23 protein-coding genes are annotated in these 21880 nt (G+C 62.2%); 17 read left to right on the top strand and 6 right to left on the bottom strand.

Translation table 11 applies throughout. The features are described from left to right. The first annotated feature begins 89 nt into the window (after positions 1-89). The 3 genes from RFN28_RS23925 (at position 90) to RFN28_RS23935 (ending at position 2555) form a co-directional block, all read left to right on the top strand. Positions 90-1289, top strand: a complete 1200-nt coding sequence (locus tag RFN28_RS23925; RefSeq protein ID WP_320289682.1) for an NnrS family protein — start codon at positions 90-92, stop codon at positions 1287-1289. A 262-nt stretch (positions 1290-1551) separates the two neighbouring features. Beyond that, positions 1552-2001: a group III truncated hemoglobin gene (locus tag RFN28_RS23930; protein WP_320289683.1), complete on the top strand. Its 450-nt coding sequence runs from the start codon at positions 1552-1554 to the stop codon at positions 1999-2001. A 122-nt stretch (positions 2002-2123) separates the two neighbouring features. Then, entirely contained in the window at positions 2124-2555 is a 432-nt protein-coding gene (locus RFN28_RS23935; RefSeq protein ID WP_320289684.1) for a potassium channel family protein, read from the top strand. 72 nt (positions 2556-2627) lie between these two features. Here the strand turns inward: RFN28_RS23935 and hemN are convergent, their stop codons facing one another. Next, positions 2628-4007: an oxygen-independent coproporphyrinogen III oxidase gene (hemN, locus tag RFN28_RS23940; protein ID WP_320289685.1), complete on the bottom strand. Its 1380-nt coding sequence runs from the start codon at positions 4005-4007 to the stop codon at positions 2628-2630. Positions 4008-4114: 107 nt separating this feature from the next. On the opposite strand from hemN, the gene RFN28_RS23945 reads away from it, so the two are divergent. From RFN28_RS23945 to RFN28_RS24000, 12 genes are all read left to right on the top strand, one after another. Then, positions 4115-4828, top strand: coding sequence for a Crp/Fnr family transcriptional regulator (locus RFN28_RS23945; RefSeq protein ID WP_320289686.1), 714 nt, complete (start codon positions 4115-4117; stop codon positions 4826-4828). Positions 4829-4995: 167 nt separating this feature from the next. Continuing rightward, positions 4996-6606 carry a cytochrome-c oxidase, cbb3-type subunit I gene (ccoN, locus tag RFN28_RS23950; protein ID WP_320289687.1) on the top strand — a complete coding sequence of 537 codons (1611 nt, stop codon included), beginning with the start codon at positions 4996-4998 and terminating at the stop codon, positions 6604-6606. Positions 6607-6616: 10 nt separating this feature from the next. Beyond that, a complete protein-coding gene (gene ccoO, locus RFN28_RS23955; RefSeq protein WP_320289688.1) occupies positions 6617-7348 on the top strand; it encodes a cytochrome-c oxidase, cbb3-type subunit II in 732 nt (243 codons plus the stop codon). Between the two features lie 13 nt (positions 7349-7361). After that, the gene (locus RFN28_RS23960) at positions 7362-7511 is read left to right on the top strand and encodes a cbb3-type cytochrome c oxidase subunit 3 (RefSeq protein WP_320289689.1); all 150 of its coding nucleotides are present in this window, start codon (positions 7362-7364) and stop codon (positions 7509-7511) included. A 2-nt stretch (positions 7512-7513) separates the two neighbouring features. Then, complete coding sequence (ccoP, locus tag RFN28_RS23965) at positions 7514-8377, top strand: cytochrome-c oxidase, cbb3-type subunit III (protein ID WP_320289690.1); 864 nt, start codon at positions 7514-7516, stop codon at positions 8375-8377. Positions 8378-8546: 169 nt separating this feature from the next. Then, complete coding sequence (gene ccoG / locus RFN28_RS23970; RefSeq protein WP_320289691.1) at positions 8547-10106, top strand: cytochrome c oxidase accessory protein CcoG; 1560 nt, start codon at positions 8547-8549, stop codon at positions 10104-10106. Further along, positions 10103-10618, top strand: a complete 516-nt coding sequence (locus RFN28_RS23975) for a FixH family protein (protein WP_320289692.1) — start codon at positions 10103-10105, stop codon at positions 10616-10618. Before ccoG ends, RFN28_RS23975 begins: the two co-directional genes overlap by 4 nt. Beyond that, on the top strand, positions 10615-12900 hold the full coding sequence (locus tag RFN28_RS23980) for a cation-translocating P-type ATPase (protein ID WP_320289693.1): 2286 nt from the start codon (positions 10615-10617) through the stop codon (positions 12898-12900). Before RFN28_RS23975 ends, RFN28_RS23980 begins: the two co-directional genes overlap by 4 nt. Further along, positions 12897-13052 (top strand): cbb3-type cytochrome oxidase assembly protein CcoS, encoded by a 156-nt coding sequence (gene ccoS / locus RFN28_RS23985; protein WP_320289694.1) that lies wholly within the window; start codon positions 12897-12899, stop codon positions 13050-13052. The genes RFN28_RS23980 and ccoS overlap by 4 nt, the downstream gene beginning before the upstream one ends. Before the next feature lie 215 nt (positions 13053-13267). Then, a complete protein-coding gene (locus tag RFN28_RS23990; protein ID WP_320289695.1) occupies positions 13268-14089 on the top strand; it encodes an FMN-binding protein in 822 nt (273 codons plus the stop codon). A 25-nt stretch (positions 14090-14114) separates the two neighbouring features. Then, a complete protein-coding gene (locus RFN28_RS23995) occupies positions 14115-14834 on the top strand; it encodes an FAD:protein FMN transferase (protein WP_320289696.1) in 720 nt (239 codons plus the stop codon). Then, positions 14831-16342 carry an RnfABCDGE type electron transport complex subunit D gene (locus RFN28_RS24000; RefSeq protein WP_320289697.1) on the top strand — a complete coding sequence of 504 codons (1512 nt, stop codon included), beginning with the start codon at positions 14831-14833 and terminating at the stop codon, positions 16340-16342. Before RFN28_RS23995 ends, RFN28_RS24000 begins: the two co-directional genes overlap by 4 nt. 7 nt (positions 16343-16349) lie before the next feature. Here RFN28_RS24000 and RFN28_RS24005 read toward each other — a convergent pair whose 3' ends face one another. The 5 genes from RFN28_RS24005 to RFN28_RS24025 all read right to left on the bottom strand — a co-directional run bounded on the left by RFN28_RS24005 (position 16350) and on the right by RFN28_RS24025 (position 20881). Next, on the bottom strand, positions 16350-17693 hold the full coding sequence (locus RFN28_RS24005) for a sensor histidine kinase (protein WP_320289698.1): 1344 nt from the start codon (positions 17691-17693) through the stop codon (positions 16350-16352). After that, positions 17693-18358, bottom strand: a complete 666-nt coding sequence (locus RFN28_RS24010) for a response regulator transcription factor (RefSeq protein ID WP_320289699.1) — start codon at positions 18356-18358, stop codon at positions 17693-17695. The genes RFN28_RS24005 and RFN28_RS24010 overlap by 1 nt, the downstream gene beginning before the upstream one ends. Then, entirely contained in the window at positions 18355-18684 is a 330-nt protein-coding gene (locus tag RFN28_RS24015) for a PepSY domain-containing protein (RefSeq protein WP_320289700.1), read from the bottom strand. The genes RFN28_RS24010 and RFN28_RS24015 overlap by 4 nt, the downstream gene beginning before the upstream one ends. A 110-nt stretch (positions 18685-18794) precedes the next feature. Further along, positions 18795-20222 carry a sensor histidine kinase gene (locus RFN28_RS24020; protein WP_320289701.1) on the bottom strand — a complete coding sequence of 476 codons (1428 nt, stop codon included), beginning with the start codon at positions 20220-20222 and terminating at the stop codon, positions 18795-18797. Further along, on the bottom strand, positions 20219-20881 hold the full coding sequence (locus RFN28_RS24025; RefSeq protein WP_320289702.1) for a response regulator transcription factor: 663 nt from the start codon (positions 20879-20881) through the stop codon (positions 20219-20221). The genes RFN28_RS24020 and RFN28_RS24025 overlap by 4 nt, the downstream gene beginning before the upstream one ends. A gap of 149 nt (positions 20882-21030) precedes the next feature. On the opposite strand from RFN28_RS24025, the gene RFN28_RS24030 reads away from it, so the two are divergent. Continuing rightward, entirely contained in the window at positions 21031-21312 is a 282-nt protein-coding gene (locus RFN28_RS24030) for a PepSY domain-containing protein (RefSeq protein ID WP_320289703.1), read from the top strand. Positions 21313-21315: 3 nt separating this feature from the next. Then, positions 21316-21876 (top strand): cytochrome b/b6 domain-containing protein, encoded by a 561-nt coding sequence (locus RFN28_RS24035; RefSeq protein WP_320289704.1) that lies wholly within the window; start codon positions 21316-21318, stop codon positions 21874-21876. Positions 21877-21880 lie beyond the last annotated feature (4 nt).

Raw genomic sequence — 21880 nt, forward strand, 5'->3', positions numbered from 1 at the left:
CTGTTTGATCTAAGGCAAATTCGATCCTTCGGGGCCGGGATAGAGAAAGGCTCGAACAGGCACCTGCCTGGTTCCGAATGAGGCATGCCATGGCAATTCCGCGGACACGGCCAAGCGCGTATCCAGCAATTCTCTCCTACGGGTTCCGGCCCTTCTTCCTGCTCGGCTCGCTGCAAGCGGGCACCGCGATACTTTTTTGGTTGCCTCTCTATTACGGCAAGCTCGAAACCTCCAGCACCTTCCTGCCCGTCGACTGGCATGTTCACGAGTTGCTCTTTGGCTATCTGCCGGCAGTCGTGACGGGCTTCCTGCTGACTGCAATTCCGAATTGGACCGGGCGGCTTCCCGTTCAGGATTTTCGCCTGCTGGCGCTCGTGCTGCTCTGGATTGCGGGTCGGGCGGCCGTGTTCTTTTCGGCAGACACGGGCTGGCTCCTGAGCGCAGTCATAGACTGCTCGTTTCTTCTCGCGGTGGTGGCTGCCGCCGCGACAGAGATCGTTGCCGGACGAAACTGGCGGAACCTCAAGGTGCTGCTGCCGGTCGCGACCCTTTTTGCGGCAAATGTCATGTTCCATGCCGAAGCGCATTACCAGGGCATCTCCGACATGAGCCGGCGCCTCGGTCTTGGAGCGATTGTCGTCCTCGTCATGATCATCGGTGGGCGGATAGTTCCGAGCTTCACCCGCAATTGGCTGGTTCGCGAGAAGCCGGGCCGGCTCCCGGCATCGTTCGGCAGATTCGATGTCGGAACGATCGCGCTGTCGGCTGTGGGGCTCGCCGCGTGGACTTTTCTTCCCGACAACATCGCAACCGGCGTGTTGCTGGTCGCGGGAGCGATCTTCAACGCCGTCCGGCTTGCCCGCTGGGCGGGCTACCGGACGCTGCCCGACCCTTTGGTTCTGATCCTGCATGTCGCCTTCGCCTTTGTTCCGGTTGGGCTTCTGCTCGCCGGGCTGAGCGTCTTCGCGCCGGAACAGATCCCAACGGTGGCCGGCATTCACGCGTTTGCGGTGGGAGCGATCGCCTGCATGACGCTTGCCGTCATGGCCCGCGCCACACTTGGCCATACAGGTCGCGAATTAAGGGCAAGCGGCGGCACATGCGCGGTTTTCGTTGCCATCATCGTGGCCGCCATTCTGCGCATCGGCGCCGGCATGGCGCCTGCCATGGCAATTCTCCTCCATCTGTCGGCGGCGTTCTGGGCTGCGGCCTTCATCGGCTACGCGCTCCTGTTCGGCGGCATGCTGATGCGGCCGCGGCTCAACGCACGCAGCAAGAATCTGCCTTGAAGATGTGGGCTGGCAATGCTTCGCTGTTGTTCGATCTGCTGCCTGCCATGCTCGATCGCCAATTGAGGCGCGCATGTTGTGACGGGCTTCCACCGGACCTACGCCGAACGTCATCCGTGGCGGCAAGAGTGGCGGTTGCGCGGTCGGCGCGCCGCCCGACATCTGAGGCTTGCGCCCTGTCCATGACCGCCGCGGCCTCTGCAGGCCGCCCGCCCTTCACCGCCCGAGCTTGACCTGAACACTCGAGAAATAAGGAACCTGAATGACTTCGAAATCCGTCTTGCTTGAAAAGGTTCGCCCTGCCGCCGAACAGCCTCTGCTCCGCCCTGGCGTCGACCGGGTATCGATAGGGGCCCTGGTTCGCAGATTCTATTCCAAGGTGAGAAAGGATGAGCGGCTCGGGCCTATCTTCGCCAGCGAGATTGTCGGCGATTGGGAGCCCCATCTGGAGAAGATGACGGACTTCTGGTGTTCCGTCATATTGAAGAGCGGCGACTATAATGGCCGACCGGTGCCCGCTCACCTGAAGCTCAAGGATGTCACCGAAGCCGATTTCAATATCTGGCTGGCTCTCTTTCGCGAAACGGCGGCAGAGCTGTTCGCGCCCGAAACCGCGGCGGTGTTTGTCGAGCGGGCGGAGCGCATAGCAGCGAGCCTGAAGCTCGCCATGTTCTTTCGCCTCGGTCCCGGCGCGGCCTCGCGTGGCCAGTAAGTTTGGCTTGCCAAACGGGCCTGCCTTGCCAAACGCTACCGGTGCGCGGTGGTTTTGCGTAGCTGATATCGGGCTTGATCTTACGCAAGGACTGCGACCGGCAGTGGCCCTAGATTCCCTGGATGGTCCTTAATCTTAGCGTCGGCACGATCGTCATCAGCCTGACGGTCCTGATCCACACTTTCGGTCTTATCGCGATCACGCGCGTGATGGCGCGTCTTGTGGCGCTCTTTCGCATGCATGGCCGCCGCAGCCGGGTCGTCGCCATGATCAGCGTCGTGATGGGGCTTTTCGCGGTCATGACGGCGGAAGTCTGGCTATGGGCCGGAATCTACAGGCTGCTCGGAATCCTGAACGACTTCGAGACGGCGCTCTACTTTTCGACCATCACCTTTGCCACTGTCGGCTATGGAGATGTGGTGCCCGCCCATGGCTGGCGCATCCTGGCGGCCCTGGAAGGCATCAACGGCTTTCTGCTGATCGGCTGGTCGACTGCTTATTTGGTCTCGGCCGGCACCCGTGTCGGCCCCTTCAAGATCGGCGAGCACTTTTGATCCGCGGCCCAATGCACGTTGCCCAAAGGTGCTCGGCGGTTTTGGGCGACATGCATGAAAACAAAGACTTGCTCAAACCGCCAGCGAATGCCTGCCGGTTCCACTGCTGAGATATCTGTCGAACTTCGCCGCCACCGTCCGAACGAGCGGGCGGCTTTCCTTTGGCACGGTGAAGCTTTCGCCTTCAAGCCGAAGAAGCTCGCCCGCGCCGCTGATGGCCAGGCGGCTCGCTTCACAGAGCAGCCCTTGCCCGACAGCGCCAAAGCGTTCGACAAGATCTACCGCCGAGAAAGTGAAGTTGCACATCAGGCGCTCGATGACCCAGCCCCGCGCCAGATCATCGATGCTGAGCTCAATGCCGCGCGCTGTCGCCAGCTGCCCGCAATTCACGGCCTTCTCATACTCGCCGGTCGCAACGATGTTTTGCGCGTAGCCCTGACGGAACCGGCTGATCGAGGAAGGACCAAGCCCGATAAGGGTCTCGCACTGGTCCTCGGTATAGCCCTGAAAATTGCGGCGGATCTTGCCGCTCTTAGCGGCAAGTGCCAACGAATCCTGCGGCTTTGCGAAATGATCCAGTCCCAACGCCTCGTAGCCGGCATCGACGATCAGTCGCGCGGCAAGCTGCGACTGCGCCAGGCGTGCCGCGGAATCGGGCAGCCATGCTTCATCGATCATCGTCTGGTGCTTCTTGAACCAGGGCACATGCGCGTAGCCGAACAGGGCCAGCCTGTCCGGCGTCAGCGTCAGCGTCTGGGCGACAGTCGCCGCAACGCTCTCTAAGGTCTGATGCGGCAGGCCGTAAAGCAGGTCCAGGTTGACGGAAAAAACGCCCCGCGCGCGCACCGCATCGACAATGCTTTTGGTAAGCGCAAAACTCTGTTCGCGGTTGATCGCCTTCTGCACTTTGGGATCGAAGTCCTGGACGCCGAGGCTTGCTCTGGTCATGCCGATCGCAGCGAAGGCATCGAGCCGGCCTTCGTCCATGTCGTTCGGGTCGATCTCGACGCTGAGACTGGCGTCATCGAGGAAGTCGAAACGATCGCGCAACGCTCTCCCGAGCGCCAGGATGTCGTCGGGCTTCAGCATTGTCGGGGAGCCGCCGCCGAAATGGACCGCGCGGACCCTGCCCCCGCCGCTCACAAGGCCGCCGACGGTTTCGATTTCCCTATGCAGCGAGCGCAGAAAGGCGGCCACGGGCGCATAGTGGCGTGTCTGCTTGGTATGGCAGGCGCAGAACCAGCACAGCCTGTCGCAGTAGGGGACGTGCAGATACAGCGATATCTCGTCATCGGCTGCAAGCGCATCCATCCAACCGCGAACAGTCGCCGCATCGACGCCCGGATGAAAGTGCGGGGCCGTCGGGTAGCTCGTGTAACGCGGCACGTTGTCGCCAAGGCCCGCAGCAGGGGTTGGGCGCGTGGCATGGATGGCGGCGGCGGAAGTGCTCATGCCGGGCAAACTGCCTGAGCGGCACCGGCAAAACCTTGATCTGGATCAAGGCGGCTGAGGGCGCAAGCGGCGCAAATTGCCGTCACTTTTCGATCACGGGCGTCGCAATGACCGCCAGACTGGATGCTCAACAGGCCGACATTCCCGCGATTTGCAAATCCTGCGAAGCGCGGCGGGGTGGACTATGCGGCGTGCTCAAGGCCGGCCAACTCACCGAGCTGGCCAGAGCCTCATCAAGGCATGAGGTTCTGGCAGGGACGGAACTCCCGGACGACGGAACCTACTCGAACGTGCTGGCCGGCGTGATCAAACTCACCAGAAACCTGTCGGATGGTCGCCAGCAGATCGTCGGATTCCATTTCGCGCCCGATTTTCTGGGCAGGCCGTTCGAGCCAAAAAGGCCGATCAAGGCCGAAGCCTTGACGAAGGTGGCGCTGTGCTCGTTTCCAAGGACGATCATCGATCGAATGGCGGACGATACGCCGGAACTTGGGCATAGGCTGCTCAACCACGCTCTGAGCGAGCTCGACGAGGCGCGCGACTGGATGACGGCGCTGGGGCGCAAGACCGCATCCGAAAAACTCGCGAGCTTCCTTCTCATGATCGCCAGAAACATCGATCCCGCCAACCGGTCGGCAAGCTCCATCAGCTTCGACCTGCCGCTCTCGCGCTCGGATATCGCCGATTTTCTTGGACTGACCATCGAGACGGTAAGCCGCGAATTGTCCAGGCTGCGCTCGGACGGCGTGATCCGGATTGCAAACAAGCGGCACATCAGCCTGGAAAGCACCGGGCAGATCGAGGGCCGCTGCGGCGACTGAACAGGCGCAGGCCACTTCGGGACGGCACCCTTCCGGTGGCGGACACCGACGCTTCCCAAACTAAAGCTGTCTCGGTTTGACTTGAATCAAGGCCGTGCGGCGGAAAATCCAGAATTGGTGCTCCCGGCGGTCATCTTCCGCCGGAATTTCGAGATCGGGGACTTGCGATGAGATTTGGCACGGAGATCGCCCTTCTAAGCCTGTTTGCTTTTGCCGCCCTTGTGGCCGCCGGCTTCGGCGTAGATGAAGCTTTTCGCCAGCACATGTGGGTTTTGTTCTTCGCCGTGGCTGGTTTCACCGTGATCCTGTTGCGCAACGCGGAGTTCAAGCCGGCGGTTCCGGCCGACCCTTCCGCCTACATGGATGGCCCGATCCGTTACGGAGCCATCGCAACCATGTTCTGGGGCGTCGTCGGCATGCTGGTCGGCGTGGTCATCGCGCTTCAGCTTGCATACCCTCACCTCAATATCGAGCCCTGGTTCAATTTCGGCCGGCTGCGGCCAGTCCATACCTCCGGCGTCGTCTTCGCTTTTGGCGGCAATGCATTGCTTTGCACCTCGCTCTATATCGTGCAGCGTACGTGCCGCGCGCGCCTCTTCGGCGGCAATCTCGCCTGGTTCGTCTTCTGGGGCTATCAGCTCTTCATCGTCATGGCCGCGACCGGCTATCTGCTGGGCATCACAGAGAGCCGCGAATATGCCGAGCCGGAATGGTATGTCGACATCTGGCTGACGATCGTCTGGGTCGCGTATCTCATTCTTTTTCTTGGCACTATTCTCAAGCGCAAGGAACCGCATATCTACGTCGCCAACTGGTTCTACCTCTCCTTCATCGTGACCATTGCGATGCTGCATGTGGTCAACAACCTGTCGATGCCGGTTTCATTCCTCGGTTCGAAGAGCTACTCGGCATTCTCGGGGGTTCAGGACGCGCTCACCCAGTGGTGGTACGGGCACAATGCCGTCGGCTTCTTCCTGACGGCCGGATTCCTCGGCATGATGTATTACTTCGTGCCGAAGCAGGCAAACCGCCCGGTCTATTCATACCGCCTGTCGATCATCCACTTCTGGGCGCTGATCTTCCTCTACATCTGGGCCGGGCCGCATCACCTCCATTACACCGCCCTGCCCGACTGGGCGCAGACGCTCGGAATGGTGTTTTCGGTCATGCTGTGGATGCCTTCATGGGGCGGCATGATCAACGGCCTGATGACGCTCTCAGGCGCCTGGGACAAGATCCGCACGGACCCGATCATCCGCATGATGGTGGCGGCGGTCGCCTTTTACGGCATGTCGACCTTCGAAGGTCCGATGATGTCGATCAAGACCGTCAATTCGCTCTCGCATTACACAGACTGGACCATCGGTCACGTCCATTCGGGAGCGCTTGGCTGGGTCGGCCTGATCTCGTTCGGCGCGCTTTACTACATGGTTCCGAGGCTCTGGAACCGCGAGCGGCTTTATTCCATGCGCCTCGTCACCTGGCACTTCTGGCTGGCGACGCTCGGGATCGTGGTTTACGCGGCCGTGATGTGGGTTTCGGGCATCATGCAGGGGCTCATGTGGCGTGAGTACGACGAGCAGGGGTTCCTCGTCTACTCCTTCGCCGAAACCGTCGCCGCCATGCATCCTTACTACCTCATGCGCGCGGCCGGCGGCGCCATGTACCTCGCCGGCGCGGTGCTCATGGCATGGAACCTCACCATGACCATCCTCGGCTACCAGCGCAAAGAACAGCCATTGCCGGGTTCCGCGCCCGCTTTCCAGCCTGCCGAATAAGGAGCCAGACATGGGCCTGATAGATAAACACGCTCTGATCGAGAAGAACGCCACGCTTCTTCTCGTCGGGTCCCTGCTGGTCGTGACCGTCGGCGGCATCGTCGAGATCGCGCCGCTCTTCTATCTCGACAACACGATCGAGAAGGTCGAAGGCATGCGCCCCTACTCGCCGCTGGAGCTCGCCGGACGCAACATCTATGTGCGCGAAGGGTGCTACCTCTGCCACAGCCAGATGATCAGGCCGTTCCGCGACGAGGTGGAGCGCTACGGACATTACAGCCTGGCGGCCGAGTCGATGTACGATCATCCGTTCCAGTGGGGATCCAAGCGCACCGGACCGGATCTGGCGCGCGTCGGCGACCGCTACTCCAACAGCTGGCACGTCCAGCATCTCACCGATCCGCGTTCGGTCGTGCCGGAATCCATCATGCCGAGCTACGCCTTCCTGAAGGATAAGCCGATCGAGGTGAAGGACTTCTCGACGCATCTCGTCGCCAACCGGCGTGTCGGCGTCCCCTACTCCGATGACATGATCGCCAATGCCAATGCGGATCTGATGGCGCAGGCCGATCCCAACGCCGACACGGCTGGCCTGCAAAAGCGCTATCCGAAGGCCAAAGTCGGCGATTTCGACGGCAATCCGCAGCAGGTGACCGAGATGGATGCCTTGGTTGCCTATCTGCAGATGCTAGGCACGCTTGTCGACTTCAAGAATTACGACGAAGCCGCCGGCTACCGCTGAGGAGGGCAAACCTATGGACTACAACTTGATGCGGGAATTTGCCGACAGTTGGGGCCTGCTTGCCATGGCCCTCTTCTTCGTCGGCTGCATCGCCTTCGCGCTCCGTCCGGGCGGCAAAGCGCATGCCGACCACGCCGCAAAGATTCCTCTCCAGGAGGATTGATCATGAGCAACGAGCATATCGACGAAATCTCGGGCATCGCGACGACCGGCCACGAGTGGGACGGGATCAAGGAGCTCAACAATCCGCTGCCCCGCTGGTGGGTGATCACCTTCTACGTCACCATCGCCTGGGCGCTCGCCTACACGATCGCCTACCCAGCCTGGCCGATGCTCAGCTCCGCCACCAGGGGCGTCCTGGGCTTCTCCAGCCGCAACGACGTCAAGAACGAGATGGCAGCGGCCGAAGCCGCCAAGGCCAAATATGTCGCGGCGATCCAGTCCAAGAGCGTCTCCGAAATCGCCGGCGACGATGCGCTGCGCGAGTTTGCCGTCTCGGCCGGCGGCGCGGCATTCAAGGTCAACTGCGTGCAATGCCACGGATCCGGTGCGCAAGGGTCGAAAGGGTTTCCGAACCTCAACGATGACGACTGGCTCTGGGGAGGCAAGACGGAGCAGATCCAGCAGACGATCACGCACGGCATTCGTTTCGCCGCGGATCCCGACACCCGCCAGTCGGAGATGCCAGCCTTTGGCGATGTGCTCAAGCCCGAACAGATCGCTCAGGTCAGCGCTTTCGTCGCCAGTCTTTCGGGGCCGGTGCATGACAAGAGCCTGATCGAGCCCGGCGCCAAGGTCTTCGCGGACAATTGCGCCGCCTGCCATGGCGCAAACGCGAAGGGCAACAGGGATGTTGGAGCCCCCAACCTGACCGACGCGATCTGGCTCTACGGCTCCGGCGAAGCGGCGATTGCTTCGCAGGTACGGGCCCCCAAGAGCGGGGTGATGCCCGCCTGGATCGGGCGCCTGGGGGAGATGACGGTCAAGGAACTCGCCGTCTATGTCCATTCGCTTGGCGGCGGAGAATAGGAGCGGGGACTATTCTGCCCTCCGGCCGCCGAGCGGACGAGGCCTGGCCTTTGCCGGGCCTCGTTTGTTTCCGGTGTCTGCATTTGATCTACATCAACGCGACGCAACTTGAGCCATTGCAAGACTGCCGAGCACGGGTGGGATTCCTCCGCCGCGATTGGAGATCATTGTGCTGGATCAGACGCAGGTAGAACGGCTCGAGGCCGAAGCGGTCAACTCCGCCAAGACGCGACAGCCGCTCTACGCGGCGCGCAGGAAGATCTTCCCGAAGCGGGCATCCGGCCGTTTCCGCCAGTTCAAATGGCTGGTGATGGCGATCACGCTCGGCATCTACTATCTGACGCCCTGGCTGCGCTGGGACCGCGGGCCCTTTGCACCCGATCAAGCCGTTCTCATCGATCTGGCAAATCGCCGTTTCTACTTCTTCTTCATCGAGATCTGGCCGCAGGAATTCTACTATGTCGCCGGCCTTCTCATGATGGCCGGCGTCGGGCTGTTCCTGATCACATCGACGGTCGGGCGAGCCTGGTGCGGCTATACCTGCCCACAGACGGTTTGGGTCGACCTGTTCCTTGTCGTGGAGCGCGCGATCGAAGGCGACCGCAATGCCCGCATGAAGCTGGACGCCGCTCCCTGGACAACCCGCAAGCTGTTCCTGCGCGTATCCAAGCATGCCATATGGCTCGTCATCGCGGTCGCCACGGGCGGCGCCTGGATCTTTTACTTCGCCGACGCGCCGAAGCTGCTTGGCGACGTGGTCAGCGGTACGGCCGCGCCCGTCGCCTATGCCACGATCGCCGTGCTCACCGGCACCACTTATTTGTTCGGCGGATTGATGCGCGAGCAGGTCTGCACCTACATGTGCCCGTGGCCGCGCATCCAGGCCGCCATGCTCGACGAAAATTCGTTGACGGTGACGTACAACGACTGGCGCGGCGAGCCGCGTTCGCGGCATGCCAAGAAAGCCTCGGCCGCCGGACGGGCTGTCGGTGATTGCGTCGACTGCAACGCCTGCGTCGCCGTCTGCCCGATGGGGATCGACATCCGCGATGGACAGCAGCTGGAGTGCATCACCTGCGCACTGTGCATCGACGCCTGTGACAGCATCATGGACAAGCTCGGCCGCGAACGTGGGCTGATCTCCTACGCGACGCTGGCGGACTACAACGCCAACATGGCGCTGGCGACCGCCGGCGGCACCGGCCCGGTCAATCCAGCGCTCGTGAGAACGGCGAGCGGCAGCTTCGTCGACGGCTTGGCACATTTCCATCTGGGCAAGATCTTCCGGCTGCGCACCTTCATCTATCTCGGCGTATGGTCGGCGATCGGGCTGGTGCTCGTCTATTCGCTGCTGACGCGCGAGCGGCTGGAGCTGAACGTCCTGCACGACCGAAATCCGCAGTTCGTGACGCTTTCAGACGGGGCGATCCGCAACGGCTACACCGTCAAGCTGCTCAACATGATACCCGAGCCGAGGACGATCGAGGTCACGCTGGAGGGCCTCGACGGCGGCGAGATGAGCATCGTCGGCGTCGACCAGCCCCCGAGCCGCTCTTTCTCCATTCCAGTCGAACCCGACCGCCTGAAGACGCTGAAGGTCTTCGTGCGGCAACCGGCAGGCCACATCAAGAAGCCGGTGCAAAGCTTCGAATTTCGCATCGAGGACAAGGCGAGTTCCGAATCCGCCGAATACACCGCCAGTTTCAACGCGCCGGAGAACGGCAGATGAGCACCGATACGCATAAGCCGCGCGAGTTCACCGGCAGACATATGCTGATCGTCATCGTCAGCTTTTTCGCGGTGGTGATCGGGGTCAACGTCACGATGGCCACGCTTGCCCGGAAGAGCTGGACCGGCCTTGTCGTCGAGAACACCTACGTTGCCAGCCAGCAGTTCAATGAGGAAGCAAGGAAGGGAAGAGCGCAGGCCGCGCTCGGCTGGAAGGGCAAGCTGACCATTGCCTCCGGCGAGGTCCGCTACAGCGTTGCCGATGCGGAGGGAAAACCGGTGCCGCTGCACGGCGTCAGGGTGCTGTTTCGGCACCCTGCCTATGAAGCCGAGGACAAGGCTGTGACGCTCGCCGCGTCTTCCAGCGGCTCTCCTGCCAATACCGGCGAATTTATCGCCCGGCACACGCCGAAGGACGGCGTCTGGATCGTCGAGATCGATGCAGACGCGGGGCTGACGTCACCGTTTCGCGATGTCCGCCGCGTCATCATCTCGAACGGAGCCCTGCAATGAGCTGCTGCGCGCCGGGGGCCGAAATGGCATTGGAGGTCGCCAACGCGGCATCGGCTGTGCCCTCCAGCGACGAAATCAAGCTGGCCAGCCGTGCGTTGGGCGGTGACAGTCACCAGACGGATTTGTCGGTGCCGGCGGTCCATTGCGGTGGCTGCATTCAGGCCATCGAGGCCGCGCTCGCCAAGCTCCAAAACGTGGAATCCGCGCGCGTCAATCTCTCGACGAAACGCGTGTCGGTCCGCTGGCATGGCGACGAAGTCCCTGCGTTGTTCGCGACGCTTGACCGGTTGGGCTATGAGGCACATCTGTTCGACTCCGAAATCCAAGAGAAGGACAAGACGCTTTCGGAATTGATCCGGGCCGTCGCTGTCGCAGGCTTCGCGGCCGGCAACATCATGCTGCTTTCGGTGTCGGTCTGGTCCGGCGCCGAAGGCGCGACGCGGGATCTGTTTCACTGGATTTCCGCGCTGATCGCGATCCCGGCGCTCGCCTTCGCCGGCGGGATCTACTTCCGCTCCGCGGCAAACGCGCTCCGCCACGGCCGGATGAACATGGACGTGCCGATCGCGGTGGGGGTGTCGCTCGCCTACGCGATGAGCCTCTATGAGACCATCAATCACGGCGAGCACGCCTATTTCGACGCCTCGGTATCGCTGCTTTTCTTCCTGCTGATCGGCCGCACGCTGGACCATGTGATGCGCGAGCGCGCGCGAACGGCTGTCAACGGCCTTTCGAGGCTCGCGGCACGCGGCTCGGTGGTGCTGCGGGACGACGGCACGCGCGAATACGTGCCCGTCGCCGAACTCATGCCGGGAATGCGCCTGCTTATTGCGGCCGGAGAGAGGATACCGGTCGACGGCGACATAATCAGCGGGAATTCCGACCTCGATTGCTCGATCGTCTCCGGCGAGAGCGCGCCCAAGGCCGTAGGCGCCGGAGCGCGCGTCCAGGCAGGCACACTCAATCTCACCGGTCCGCTGACGATGCAGGCGACGGCTGCTGCAAAAGACTCTTTCCTGGCGGAGATGGTTCGGCTGATGGAAGCCGCCGAGGGCGGCCGCTCGCGCTACCGGCGCATCGCCGACCGGGTGTCGTCGCTCTATGCGCCGGTGGTGCATCTGGCGGCCTTTGCGACATTCCTGGGCTGGATGGCCGTGTCCGGCGATTGGCACCGAGCTGTCACCATCGCCATCGCCGTGCTCATCATCACCTGCCCCTGCGCGCTCGGCCTTGCGGTGCCGATCGTCCAGGTCGTGGCGGCCCGGCGCCTGTTCGAGGCCGGCGTCATGGTCAAGGACGGCTCGGCCATGGAGCGTCTCGCTGCAATCGACACGGCCGTGTTCGACAAGACCGGGACACTGACTTTGGGGCGGCCAAAGCTTGTAAACGCATCCGCGATCGATCCGGGCATGCTCGCAATTGCCGCCGACATGGCGGCTCATTCCCGCCACCCGTTCTCGAAAGCCATTGCGGCCTATGGAGGTTCTTCCGGTCAGCCCAAGCCTCTCTCCGTGCGGGAAGAGCCGGGCTTCGGCATAGAAGCGGTCGCCGGGGGCGACATTTGGCGCCTTGGACGGCGCGGATGGGCCGGGTGGAAGGGTCGCACCGGCGGCGAAGGCAAATATGGCGGCTATGGCGGCACGGTGCTTTCGAGGAATGGGAGCATCGTCGCTTGTTTTGCCTTCGAGGATGCACCTCGATCGGATGCCATGGCGGCAATCCAGCAGTTGAAGACTGCCGGCGTGTCGGTCGATATGTTGTCCGGCGATACCGAGAAGGCCTGCAGCGAGGTCGCCGACACATTGGGAATCGAGAATTTCGTGCCGGCGCTGCTGCCCTCGGGCAAGGTCGAGTGGATCGAAGCGCTGACCCGTGCGGATCACAAGGTGCTGATGGTGGGCGACGGCCTCAACGACACACCGGCACTGCGGGCGGCACATGTCTCGATCGCCCCGGCGACCGCGGCCGACATCGGCCGCAAGGCCGCCGACTTCGTCTTCCTGCGTGAAAGCCTTCTTGCGGTGCCTCTTGCCATCGAGGTTTCGCGAAAGGCCGGCCGGCTCATCCGCCAGAACATCGCCATCGCGATCGTCTACAATGCCTTTGCCGTGCCGATCGCCATTCTCGGACATGTGACGCCGCTCATCGCGGCGATCGCCATGTCGGCTTCCTCGTTGATCGTGATCGCCAACGCGATGCGGCTTCAGGCTGCGGTGAAAACACTACCGGAAGTGGTTCAGACCCGGCGCCGCGCCGATACCGTGGAAGTGGTCCATCCATGACCACGCTCATCTATCTCATTCCGGTAGCCCTGTTTTTGGGAGCGCTCGGCCTGTCGGGCTTCTTGTGGGCCCTGCGCAGCGGCCAGTATGAGGACCTCGATGGAGCCGCGGAGCGGATACTGATCGAGCCCGACGACGGGCCGAAGAAGTGAGCCGGGCGAGGAGCCCCTCGAATGGGTTGCTCCATCATCTCTGCTGCACCGACGCAAAACAGTCGATGCGCTCGCAACACCAGTCCGCCACATAAGCCAGTCTTGAGCGGCGATGCGAGCTGACAGCCAATTGTCAGCTTCGTCGTGGGATAGTGCATCCCAAGCGGACCGGAATGGATTCGCGAATGCAACAGCCAAGCTGGATTGAAGGACGAATGAAACAGATTGCCCTGTCGCTTTTCGTGATCGCCGCCTCAGGCGGCTATGTCTGGGAACAATCCGATAAAGTCCGGGTGGACGACCTGATCGGATCGGCGCTGCCCGCCGACGCCGCGGAACAAGACGCCGGACAGCCAGCCGTTCCCAATGTGCCTGCAGTCCCGGCTCTATCCTTGCCCGAGCCTTCCCCGCAGAGCACGCGGCTGGAGACCCGCGTCGGGCTGCCCCCGTCGGCGACTGCCAAGGAAATGACGGCGGCGATCCCGTCGCCCGCTCCGAAGCCGGCGCAATCCGCGGACCGGCTGCCTAAGGTCTCGCAGGTGCCCTCCTCGCAGCCTGAAGCTCCGGCATCAGTGCCGAACGCCATCAAGCCTCAACCGAGCGCCCCTGTCGAAACGCTGGCGACACCGGAATTTGCCGTAACACCCGCCGTCTACATCCCTATCCCGCAGCCGCGGCCGGACTATCGCCAAGCGTCGGCTCGCGTCATCCGCGCAGGAATGAAGGCATCCGCGACAAATCCGGTTACGCACCACTTCGCGGACGGGACATATGCCGGCCCCGTTACGGATGCCTATTACGGCCCCATGCAGATCCAGGCCTCCATCCAGGGCGGCCGCCTGACCGCACTGAAAGTACTGAAATATCCGTCGGACCGGCGCACCTCCGTCCGCATCAACAGGCAGGCGCTGCCCATGTTACGCGATGAGGCGATCAGCGCCCAAAGCGCCAATGTAGACATCATCTCGGGCGCAACGCTGACTAGCAGAGCCTTCATCCAATCGCTCGACGGCGCGCTGAGGCAGGCCTCTTCCTAATTCCATGCGCGAAACCCGCATTCTGATGGGAATGCCCGTCACGGTCGATATAGCTGACGCGCCCAGCACGCTGATCGACACCGTCTTCGATTATTTCGAAGAAATCGACCGGCGCTTCAGCACGTACAAGACCGACAGCGAAATTTCCGCCATCAACCGGGGCGACGTTCCAGTCAAGGATTGGAGCCGCGAGATGATGGAGGTGCTGGCGCTCGCCGAGCGGACCAAGAACGAGACCGGCGGCTATTTCGACATGCGCAAGCCGGACGGCTCGCTCGATCCTTCGGGGATCGTCAAGGGCTGGGCGATCCGCAATGCGGCCGGCATGGTTCGGGAAGCCGGCGTCAATGATTTCTTCATCGAAGCGGGAGGCGACATCCAGTCGAGCGGCAAGAGCGCCTCCGGCCTGGAATGGAGCGTCGGCATCCGCAATCCCTTCAACATGGATGAGATCGTCAAAATCATCTACCCGCGCAGTCGTGGCGTCGCGACTTCCGGCACATATGCGCGCGGTCAGCATATCTATAATCCGCATGGGCTCGATCGTCCGATCGCCGACATCGTCAGCTTGACGGTTGTTGGACCCGACGTGCTTGAGGCCGATCGTTTCGCCACCGCCGCCTTCGCGATGGGCCGGGATGGCATCTATTTCATCGAGCAGGTTTCCGGTCTCGAGGGCTATGTGATCGACATCGAGGGTCGGGCAACGCTGACAGCTGGTTTCGGAGACCTTTGCGAACCATGATCAAGGGCGTCGACCGGTTTCTCGATCACCTGACCATGTACAGGCTGGTGCTATACTACCTGATGGCCCTACTCGCCGCGGCGATCGCCCTCAGCTTTGCCAAGCTGGTGCCGCATGATCCGCTCGCCCTCGCCTTCAGTCCTGTGCTGACGCTCGCCGCCTGCTGGGTCACCAACAGGGTATTCGAACTGGTCTTCGAGGTTCCGGCAAACCAGGAGTCCGTCTACATCACCGCGCTCATTCTGGCGCTCATCCTCGATCCGGTCGCGGTGACGGACCTGAAGGGCATTGGGGCGGTCGTATTCGCCTGCGTCTGGGCGGTCTCATCCAAATTCATCTTCGCCGTCGGCCGGAAACACCTTTTCAATCCCGCGGCGCTGGGCGTGGCGCTCTCGGCGCTGCTTCTGGACAGGCCCGCCACCTGGTGGGTTGGCGGCAATGCGTGGCTGCTTCCCTTCGTGCTGGTCGGCGGCATTCTCGTCGTCCGAAAGCTGCGCCGCCTGGATCTCGTCGCGACATTCATGATCGTGGCGCTGCTCACCGTCCTGGCGACCACCGAGCCGTTGCGCTACGGTGATGCGCTCAAGGAGACGCTGACTTCGTCGCCACTGTTTTTCTTCGCCTTCGTGATGCTGACCGAGCCGTTGACGTCACCCACGGCGCGCTGGCCACGTATTGCCTTTGCCGCCATCGTCGGCTTTCTGTTCGCCCCCAACGTGCATATCGGCTCGTTCTATCTCACGCCGGAGCTGGCGCTGCTCGTGGCCAATCTATTTGCCTATGCGGTAGGTCCAAGGGGCCGTTTCGTGCTGACGTTGGAACGCATAGAGCGCTCCGCCGCCGACAGTTATGATTTCATCTTCAGTTCGCCGCGAAGGCTCGCCTTCCAGTCAGGCCAATATCTCGAATGGACACTCGGCCTGGACCGACCCGACAATCGCGGCAACCGCCGCTATTTCACCATCGCCTCGGCGCCGACCGAGCAAGCGGTTCGTCTGGGCGTGAAATTCTACCCGCGATCGAGCGCCTTCAAGCGCGAACTGATATCGATGAAGCCTGGCCGCAGGATCCATGCCGCTCAACTGGCGGGCAACTTCACGCTTCCAGCAAAGCGCGAGACAAAGATCGCCTTCCTGGCCGGAGGCATCGGCATCACTCCTTTCCGCTCGATGTTGCAGTATCTCCTCGACCACGACGAAAGGCGACCGATCGTCGTTCTCTACGGAACTGAAGGCCAGCAGGATATCGCCTATCGCGATGTGCTTGGCGCCGCCCGGCGAAAGCTCGGCATCAGGACGATCCATGCCGTCGCGCGGGGCGCCGAGCGCGGCCAGTATCCGGGCTATATCGATGAGCGCCTGATACGCCTGGCTATCCCCGACTACCTCGAGCGAACGTTTTACATCTCCGGCCCACAGGCAATGGTCAAAGTGCTGCGCCGTAAGCTTCGCGCTATGGGCGTGCGCAATTCAAGGATCAAGGTCGACTACTTCCCAGGTTTTGCGTGAAGGACACTCAACCGTGTCGCGGGAACGAGATGGTCACGATCAGACCTGGATCGGCGTTGCTCATGGCAAGGCTTCCGCCGTAAGCTTCCACGATATCCGAGACGATGGCGAGGCCAAGTCCGCTGCTACCGCCCCTACTGTCCAACTGGACGCCACGAGACAGGACGGACTGCCGGTCGGCGTCCGGTATGCCCGGCCCGTCATCAGCAACGGCAATAACGACAGCGCCGGCTGTCGCGGACGCGGTGATGCGTACCGATGCCCGAGCAAAGCGCGTTGCGTTCTCAACGAGATTGCCGAGTATCTCCGATAGATCTCCTTCGTCGACCGGCGCGACGAGGTCTTCGGCGATATCGATCTCGAAGGAGAGCCGCGCGTCCCCAGGCGTGCGTCTTACCACGCCGACCACGCCGGCCACCGTCTCCGCGACGCGGCAAGGGGCCTTGCCGAAAACGCCAGGCACAAGACGGGCTCGGGCCAGTTCCCGCTCGACGTGGCGCCGGATCGTGCTCGCGCTCTTTTCGATTTCGTCGGCCAGTTCCGTCTCGCCCTTCTTCCTCAGCACACGAATGTCCGCCGACAAGACCTGCAGAGGGGTCTTGAGCCCATGCGCGAGATCTGTTGCGCGTGAACGGGCACGAACAAGCGCCTTGTCCTGAGCCTCGAGCAAGCGATTGATCTCATCGGCAAGTGGCTGCACTTCCCGAGGCGCGGCCACCTCGAGCCGCGACGAGCGCTGGGCAACAACGTTTCGGACCGCAACCCGCAGGCTTTCCAGCGGGGCGAGGCCTACGGTGATCTGAATGAAGAACGTCGCCATCAGCGCGAGAGCGAGCACAATCAGGGCTGGCGCCAGATCGCGAACATATTCGCTCACCGCCACTTCCACGCTGCGGTGACTCTCGGCAACAACGGCGCGAAACGATCGGCCGCCGGCGTCGATGACCATACGGGCGACCGCGATTGCGAGCTCTCCTTCCGGCCCTTTGAATTCCTTTATTTCCTTGAGTTCGCCACCGGTTTCGCGAGCGTCAAGGGCAAGGGTCGCGTCCCATAACGAACGCGAGCGGACGAGATTGCCAGAAGCCACGTCTTCCACCTGCCAGTAGTGGCCGGACAGGGGGATGGAAAAGCGCGGATCGGTGAGCGGTGCCCGCACCGAAAGGCGGCCATCAGGACCGTATGCGGTCACGCCGATCAGTTCGTTGAGGTCGACGGTAAGCTCGCCGACAATACGTCGTTCGACATTGAGTTCGAACAGGTAGCGCAACCCGACGCCGGCGATGGCAAGGGCGACGAGAATCGAAACTGTAGCCGCCAACCAGAGCCTGAACCGGATCGAGTTTCCCATCAGTGGTTATCGTCGGCTACTACGTAGCCGAAGCCGCGCCTGGTCTCGATGATGTCGCTGCCGAGCTTTCGGCGCAGACGGGCGACGATGACCTCGATGGTGTTGGGATCACGGTCATTACCGGAGTCGTAGAGATGCTCCGCTAGTTCGGTTGGCGCCACAACGCGGCCGCCATGATGCATCAGGTATGTCAGAAGTCTATACTCGAGAGGCGACAGCGAGACGGGGGCGCCTCGGACTGAAACGCGCATCTGAAGAGTGTCAAGGAGCAACGGCCCGGACCTGAGCACCGGCGCGGCCTGCCCTGTCGAACGTCGCAGGATCGCCCGCAACCGCGCCAGCAACTCCTCCATTTCGAACGGTTTGGGCAGATAGTCGTCAGCGCCCGCATTGATGCCTTCGACGCGTTCGGTCCACATGCCTCTCGCCGTCAGAATGAGGACGGGGAACCGACGGCCGTTGGCTCGCCATCGTTTGAGGACGGTGAGACCATCGAGCTTGGGCAGCCCGAGATCCAATATGGCCGCGTCATAGTTCTCGACGTCGCCCGCAAACCATGCGTCTTCGCCGTCCTTTACCACATCCACAGCCATTCCGGACGCCTTCAGCGCCGCCGCAACGTCCGCCGCGATGCGAGGCTCGTCCTCGGCTAGGAGTACCCTCAATGGTCGCCTCCTCCACCCCTCACAATCACGCCGGCACCCGCATCGACCTCGACGACCTTGCGGCGGCCGTCCGCGCCGATGACCTGCAGACGATAGATCCATTTGCTGCCTAGCCGAACAAGGTCGACAGCAACAACATCGCCCGGCGCCTTGGCGCGCACGACATCCAGAATCTTGGCAAGGCCCTCGATTTCGCCGTGTTCGTAGAGGTCTCTCGCCCGGTCGTGATCGCCGTCGTCATCCTCGTCTGCGCGTACGGCGAGCGGCTGTGCGAAGATGAGCCCGGTAAGGCCCAACACGATGAGGCGCTTCAGCTTGGCTGTCATAAGAAGCATCTCGCATATGGAAGCTGTCAATCTGCTGTTGGCCAGCCGGCAAATTTTCTATCCGCAAGAAAATCGGTTGAATTGAGCAAGCCTGCGGGTACCCTCAATGGTCAATCGAAGCCGGTTAGGCTCGTCCGGGTCGATTTTGGATCAACACGTTCCGTGCCTGTCGTTGAAAATGGCTCCGCAACTGTCGCCTGCGAAGCCGGTCGAAACCTCACGATCGCTTCGAAGCCGTCCGGCTTGCCGGAGGCCGGCGAATTCAGCACCAGCGTGCCACCCGCCTGCTGGACAATCTTGGCGACTATCGCCAGTCCAAGACCAGATCCGTCGGCTTGCGTCGAGCCGCGCAGAAAGCGCCTTGCGAGCTTGCCGAGTTCCTCCCGGGCCACGATGGGCCCTTCGTTGGCCACGCGCAACGCAGCGTCGTCAGAAACGGCAATCGTCACCGGACTTCCGGCCGCGCCATGCCGCAGGCCGTTCTCGACAAGGTTGCGTATGACGATTGCCAACGCATCCGGATCGATTGAGACCATCGGACCGGAAGCAGGACCTGAAAGCACAGCCCGCTCGCCACCTTCCCCCAAATGCTGAAACTCCCTCACGACAAGAGCCGCGATCCGCATCAGATCGGCAGGCGTATCGGATTCCGCCAAACCTGAGTCGGCACGTGCCAGTTGCATCAGTTTTTCGGAAAGGTTCGCCAGATCGCTCAGCGCAGCCTTGATCTGCCGAGCGCGTCTGCGCGTGGCTTCGTCTGAGGCTTCGATCAGGAGACGGTCGGCCTGTGCCAGAGCGCCGGCGATCGGCGTTCTCAGTTCGTGAGCCGCATTGGCTGTGAACTCTTTCTCTGCTTCGAGCGCCAGACCCAACCTTCGCATCAGCTTGTTGACCGACCTTGCAATCGAGGCGAGTTCGACAGGCAAGTCATGGGTCCGTATCGGGTCGAGATTGTCGCCATGCCGCTCGCTGATCGCGGCGCGCAAGCGTCCGACAGGGCGCAAAAAACGGGCGAGCACGGCCCAGGCGAGGAGCGCACTGACAGGCGTCAAAGCGACGATCGGCAAAAGGAAACCGATGCCGGCCTCGTACATCTCTTCATGGCGCTGTGCGATAGCTTCCGCAACCTGCACGAAGATGGTCTTGCTGATGGCAGGCTCGGTGTAGATGCGCCAGCCTTTGTTTTCGGAGAAGCCCTGTTCGAGGGTATCCGTAAGCGGCGTAGCCGGCGCGTCGTGGGAATGGAGGAGCAGCCGACCATCCTTGTCGCGCACCTGGAAGATCAGCCTGTTATCGGCCTCCCCCGAGACTCCTTCTGCCAACCGGCGAGGGGCGGCCGTCAAGTCCTTGGTGAAAAGGTCGTCGATGACGATAGGAAGGAGCCGGCGAGCAGACTCCTGCATGGCGCCATCCATCGCCTCGTTGATTTCACGATGCAGAGTGACAGAGCCGGCGGCCGCGGCGATCAGGCCAACTGCGCTTGTCAGAAAGAGCATCGAGACGACAACCCTACGGATCAGGCTGCCGCGACGCGTCATTGGACTGCCACCCGGTATCCGAGGCCACGCATGGTCACTACGGCATCGCGACCGATCTTGCGTCGCAGGCGACTGATGTAGACTTCCACGGTGTTGCTCTCGATCTCCGCGCCGAAGGCATAGAGCGCGTCTTCGACCTGCCGTTTGCTGACGATCATGCCGGGTCGGTGGAGGAAAAGTTCCAGGACAGCCCATTCACGGCCCGTCAATGTGGCCTGAACGCCTCCGACGAGGACGAGCCTCTTTGCTAGGTCCACCTCGGCGCCGCCGGTCAGGTGAACGATCGGGTTGGGATTTCCGGCATAGCGGCGCGAGACGGCCGAGAGCCGCGCCGAAAGCTCTCCAAGATCGAACGGCTTCACGAGATAGTCGTCGGCGCCGCTGTTGAGCCCTTCGATCCGGTCCGCGACGCGATCGCGCGCGGTAAGGATGATCACCGGCGTGATATTTCCAGCCTGCCGCAGCCGTTTCAGGAAATCCAGGCCTTTGCCGTCGGGCAGCTGCAGATCGAGAAGGACAAGATCGTAAGCCGCAACATCGAGGTGGCTGGCCGCGTCGCCGATCGTGCGTGACCAGTCGACGGCATGGCCGTTGGCCGCGACGTGGTCGCGGATGGCTTCGCCCAGGACCGCGTCGTCTTCTACGAACAATACCCTCAACCGACCCCCTGATCAGCACATCCTTCTGTCGCAAGGCTGCCACCATCGAAGCCGCGGGGCAATTGCCCGTTTGGACGCACGACGCGTTCAGCTTGCTGTCAGGTTCTTCGTCAACCTTCCAGCCATCGGAATAGGCCGATGGAGAAAAAATGATGAAGTCAGTTCTGATTGCCGCCTTGTTCGTTTGCACCGCTGGAACAGGGGCAGCGTTCGCCGGCAACAAGTGCGACGTGCCGGCAAGCGAGTGGCAGCCGCGCGAAGCCCTGCAGGCAAAACTGGAATCCCAGGGCTGGAAGGTCCGCAACATCAAATCCGAGTCCGGCTGCTACGAGGCCTACGCCATCGACGCCAAGGGCAAGCGTGTCGAAACCATGTTCGATCCGAAGAGCCTTGCACCCGTCGGCGGCGACACCGACGGCGACGAGGGCTAAGTCATGAACGCCACCGTCCGCACACGGCAGACCTCGATAAAAGTCTGGTCGCATTATGTCCGCCTTTTCCACTGGACTCTCGTGCTCAGCGTGACGGTGGCGTGGCTTGCTTCCGGCGAGGTCATGAAGGTCCACAAATATGCCGGCTATCTCGCAATGGCCCTGGTTGCTTCCCGGTTTGCGGCGGGCCTGTTTGGATCGGGCTACACGCGTTTCGCTCAGTTCGTGCGCTCGCCTCGACTGACACTCAACTATCTCAGGGACATCTCGCACAAACGGGAACGGCGATACGTCGGCCACAACCCCGCCGGCGCCGCCATGGTGCTGGCTCTGCTTGTGTGTATCTGCGGCATCGCCCTGACGGGTTGGATGCAAACCACGGACGCCTATTGGGGTGTGGCCTGGGTGCAGATCGCTCACGAGCTTTTAGGCAACGCCATCCTTGTCCTGATCGCCATTCACATAGCCGGCGTCGCTCTCGCCAGCATCCGGCATGGAGAGAATCTGGTGAGGGCGATGGTCACCGGAAGAAAGCGGTCGCCGGATGCAGGGGATATCGCCTAATTTA

The organism is Mesorhizobium album, assembly GCF_033977205.1.
GTDB classification, from domain to species: Bacteria; Pseudomonadota; Alphaproteobacteria; order Rhizobiales; family Rhizobiaceae; genus Mesorhizobium; species Mesorhizobium album.

Bases quoted from the DNA above. Each gene is read 5' to 3' on its own strand.
- RFN28_RS24000 (WP_320289697.1), top strand. From the start codon at position 14,831: ATGATCAAGGGCGTCGACCGGTTTCTCGATCACCTGACCATGTACAGG.
- RFN28_RS23980 (WP_320289693.1), top strand. From the start codon at position 10,615: ATGAGCTGCTGCGCGCCGGGGGCCGAAATGGCATTGGAGGTCGCCAAC.
- RFN28_RS23995 (WP_320289696.1), top strand. From the start codon at position 14,115: ATGGGAATGCCCGTCACGGTCGATATAGCTGACGCGCCCAGCACGCTG.
- ccoO (WP_320289688.1), top strand. From the start codon at position 6,617: ATGGGCCTGATAGATAAACACGCTCTGATCGAGAAGAACGCCACGCTT.
- ccoN (WP_320289687.1), top strand. From the start codon at position 4,996: ATGAGATTTGGCACGGAGATCGCCCTTCTAAGCCTGTTTGCTTTTGCC.
- RFN28_RS23925 (WP_320289682.1), top strand. From the start codon at position 90: ATGGCAATTCCGCGGACACGGCCAAGCGCGTATCCAGCAATTCTCTCC.
- hemN (WP_320289685.1), bottom strand. From the start codon at position 4,007: ATGAGCACTTCCGCCGCCGCCATCCATGCCACGCGCCCAACCCCTGCT.
- ccoS (WP_320289694.1), top strand. From the start codon at position 12,897: ATGACCACGCTCATCTATCTCATTCCGGTAGCCCTGTTTTTGGGAGCG.
- RFN28_RS24030 (WP_320289703.1), top strand. From the start codon at position 21,031: ATGATGAAGTCAGTTCTGATTGCCGCCTTGTTCGTTTGCACCGCTGGA.
- RFN28_RS24020 (WP_320289701.1), bottom strand. From the start codon at position 20,222: ATGACGCGTCGCGGCAGCCTGATCCGTAGGGTTGTCGTCTCGATGCTC.
- ccoP (WP_320289690.1), top strand. From the start codon at position 7,514: ATGAGCAACGAGCATATCGACGAAATCTCGGGCATCGCGACGACCGGC.
- RFN28_RS23990 (WP_320289695.1), top strand. From the start codon at position 13,268: ATGAAACAGATTGCCCTGTCGCTTTTCGTGATCGCCGCCTCAGGCGGC.
- RFN28_RS23960 (WP_320289689.1), top strand. From the start codon at position 7,362: ATGGACTACAACTTGATGCGGGAATTTGCCGACAGTTGGGGCCTGCTT.
- RFN28_RS24005 (WP_320289698.1), bottom strand. From the start codon at position 17,693: ATGGGAAACTCGATCCGGTTCAGGCTCTGGTTGGCGGCTACAGTTTCG.
- RFN28_RS23975 (WP_320289692.1), top strand. From the start codon at position 10,103: ATGAGCACCGATACGCATAAGCCGCGCGAGTTCACCGGCAGACATATG.
- RFN28_RS23945 (WP_320289686.1), top strand. From the start codon at position 4,115: ATGACCGCCAGACTGGATGCTCAACAGGCCGACATTCCCGCGATTTGC.
- RFN28_RS23935 (WP_320289684.1), top strand. From the start codon at position 2,124: ATGGTCCTTAATCTTAGCGTCGGCACGATCGTCATCAGCCTGACGGTC.
- RFN28_RS24035 (WP_320289704.1), top strand. From the start codon at position 21,316: ATGAACGCCACCGTCCGCACACGGCAGACCTCGATAAAAGTCTGGTCG.
- RFN28_RS23930 (WP_320289683.1), top strand. From the start codon at position 1,552: ATGACTTCGAAATCCGTCTTGCTTGAAAAGGTTCGCCCTGCCGCCGAA.
- RFN28_RS24015 (WP_320289700.1), bottom strand. From the start codon at position 18,684: ATGACAGCCAAGCTGAAGCGCCTCATCGTGTTGGGCCTTACCGGGCTC.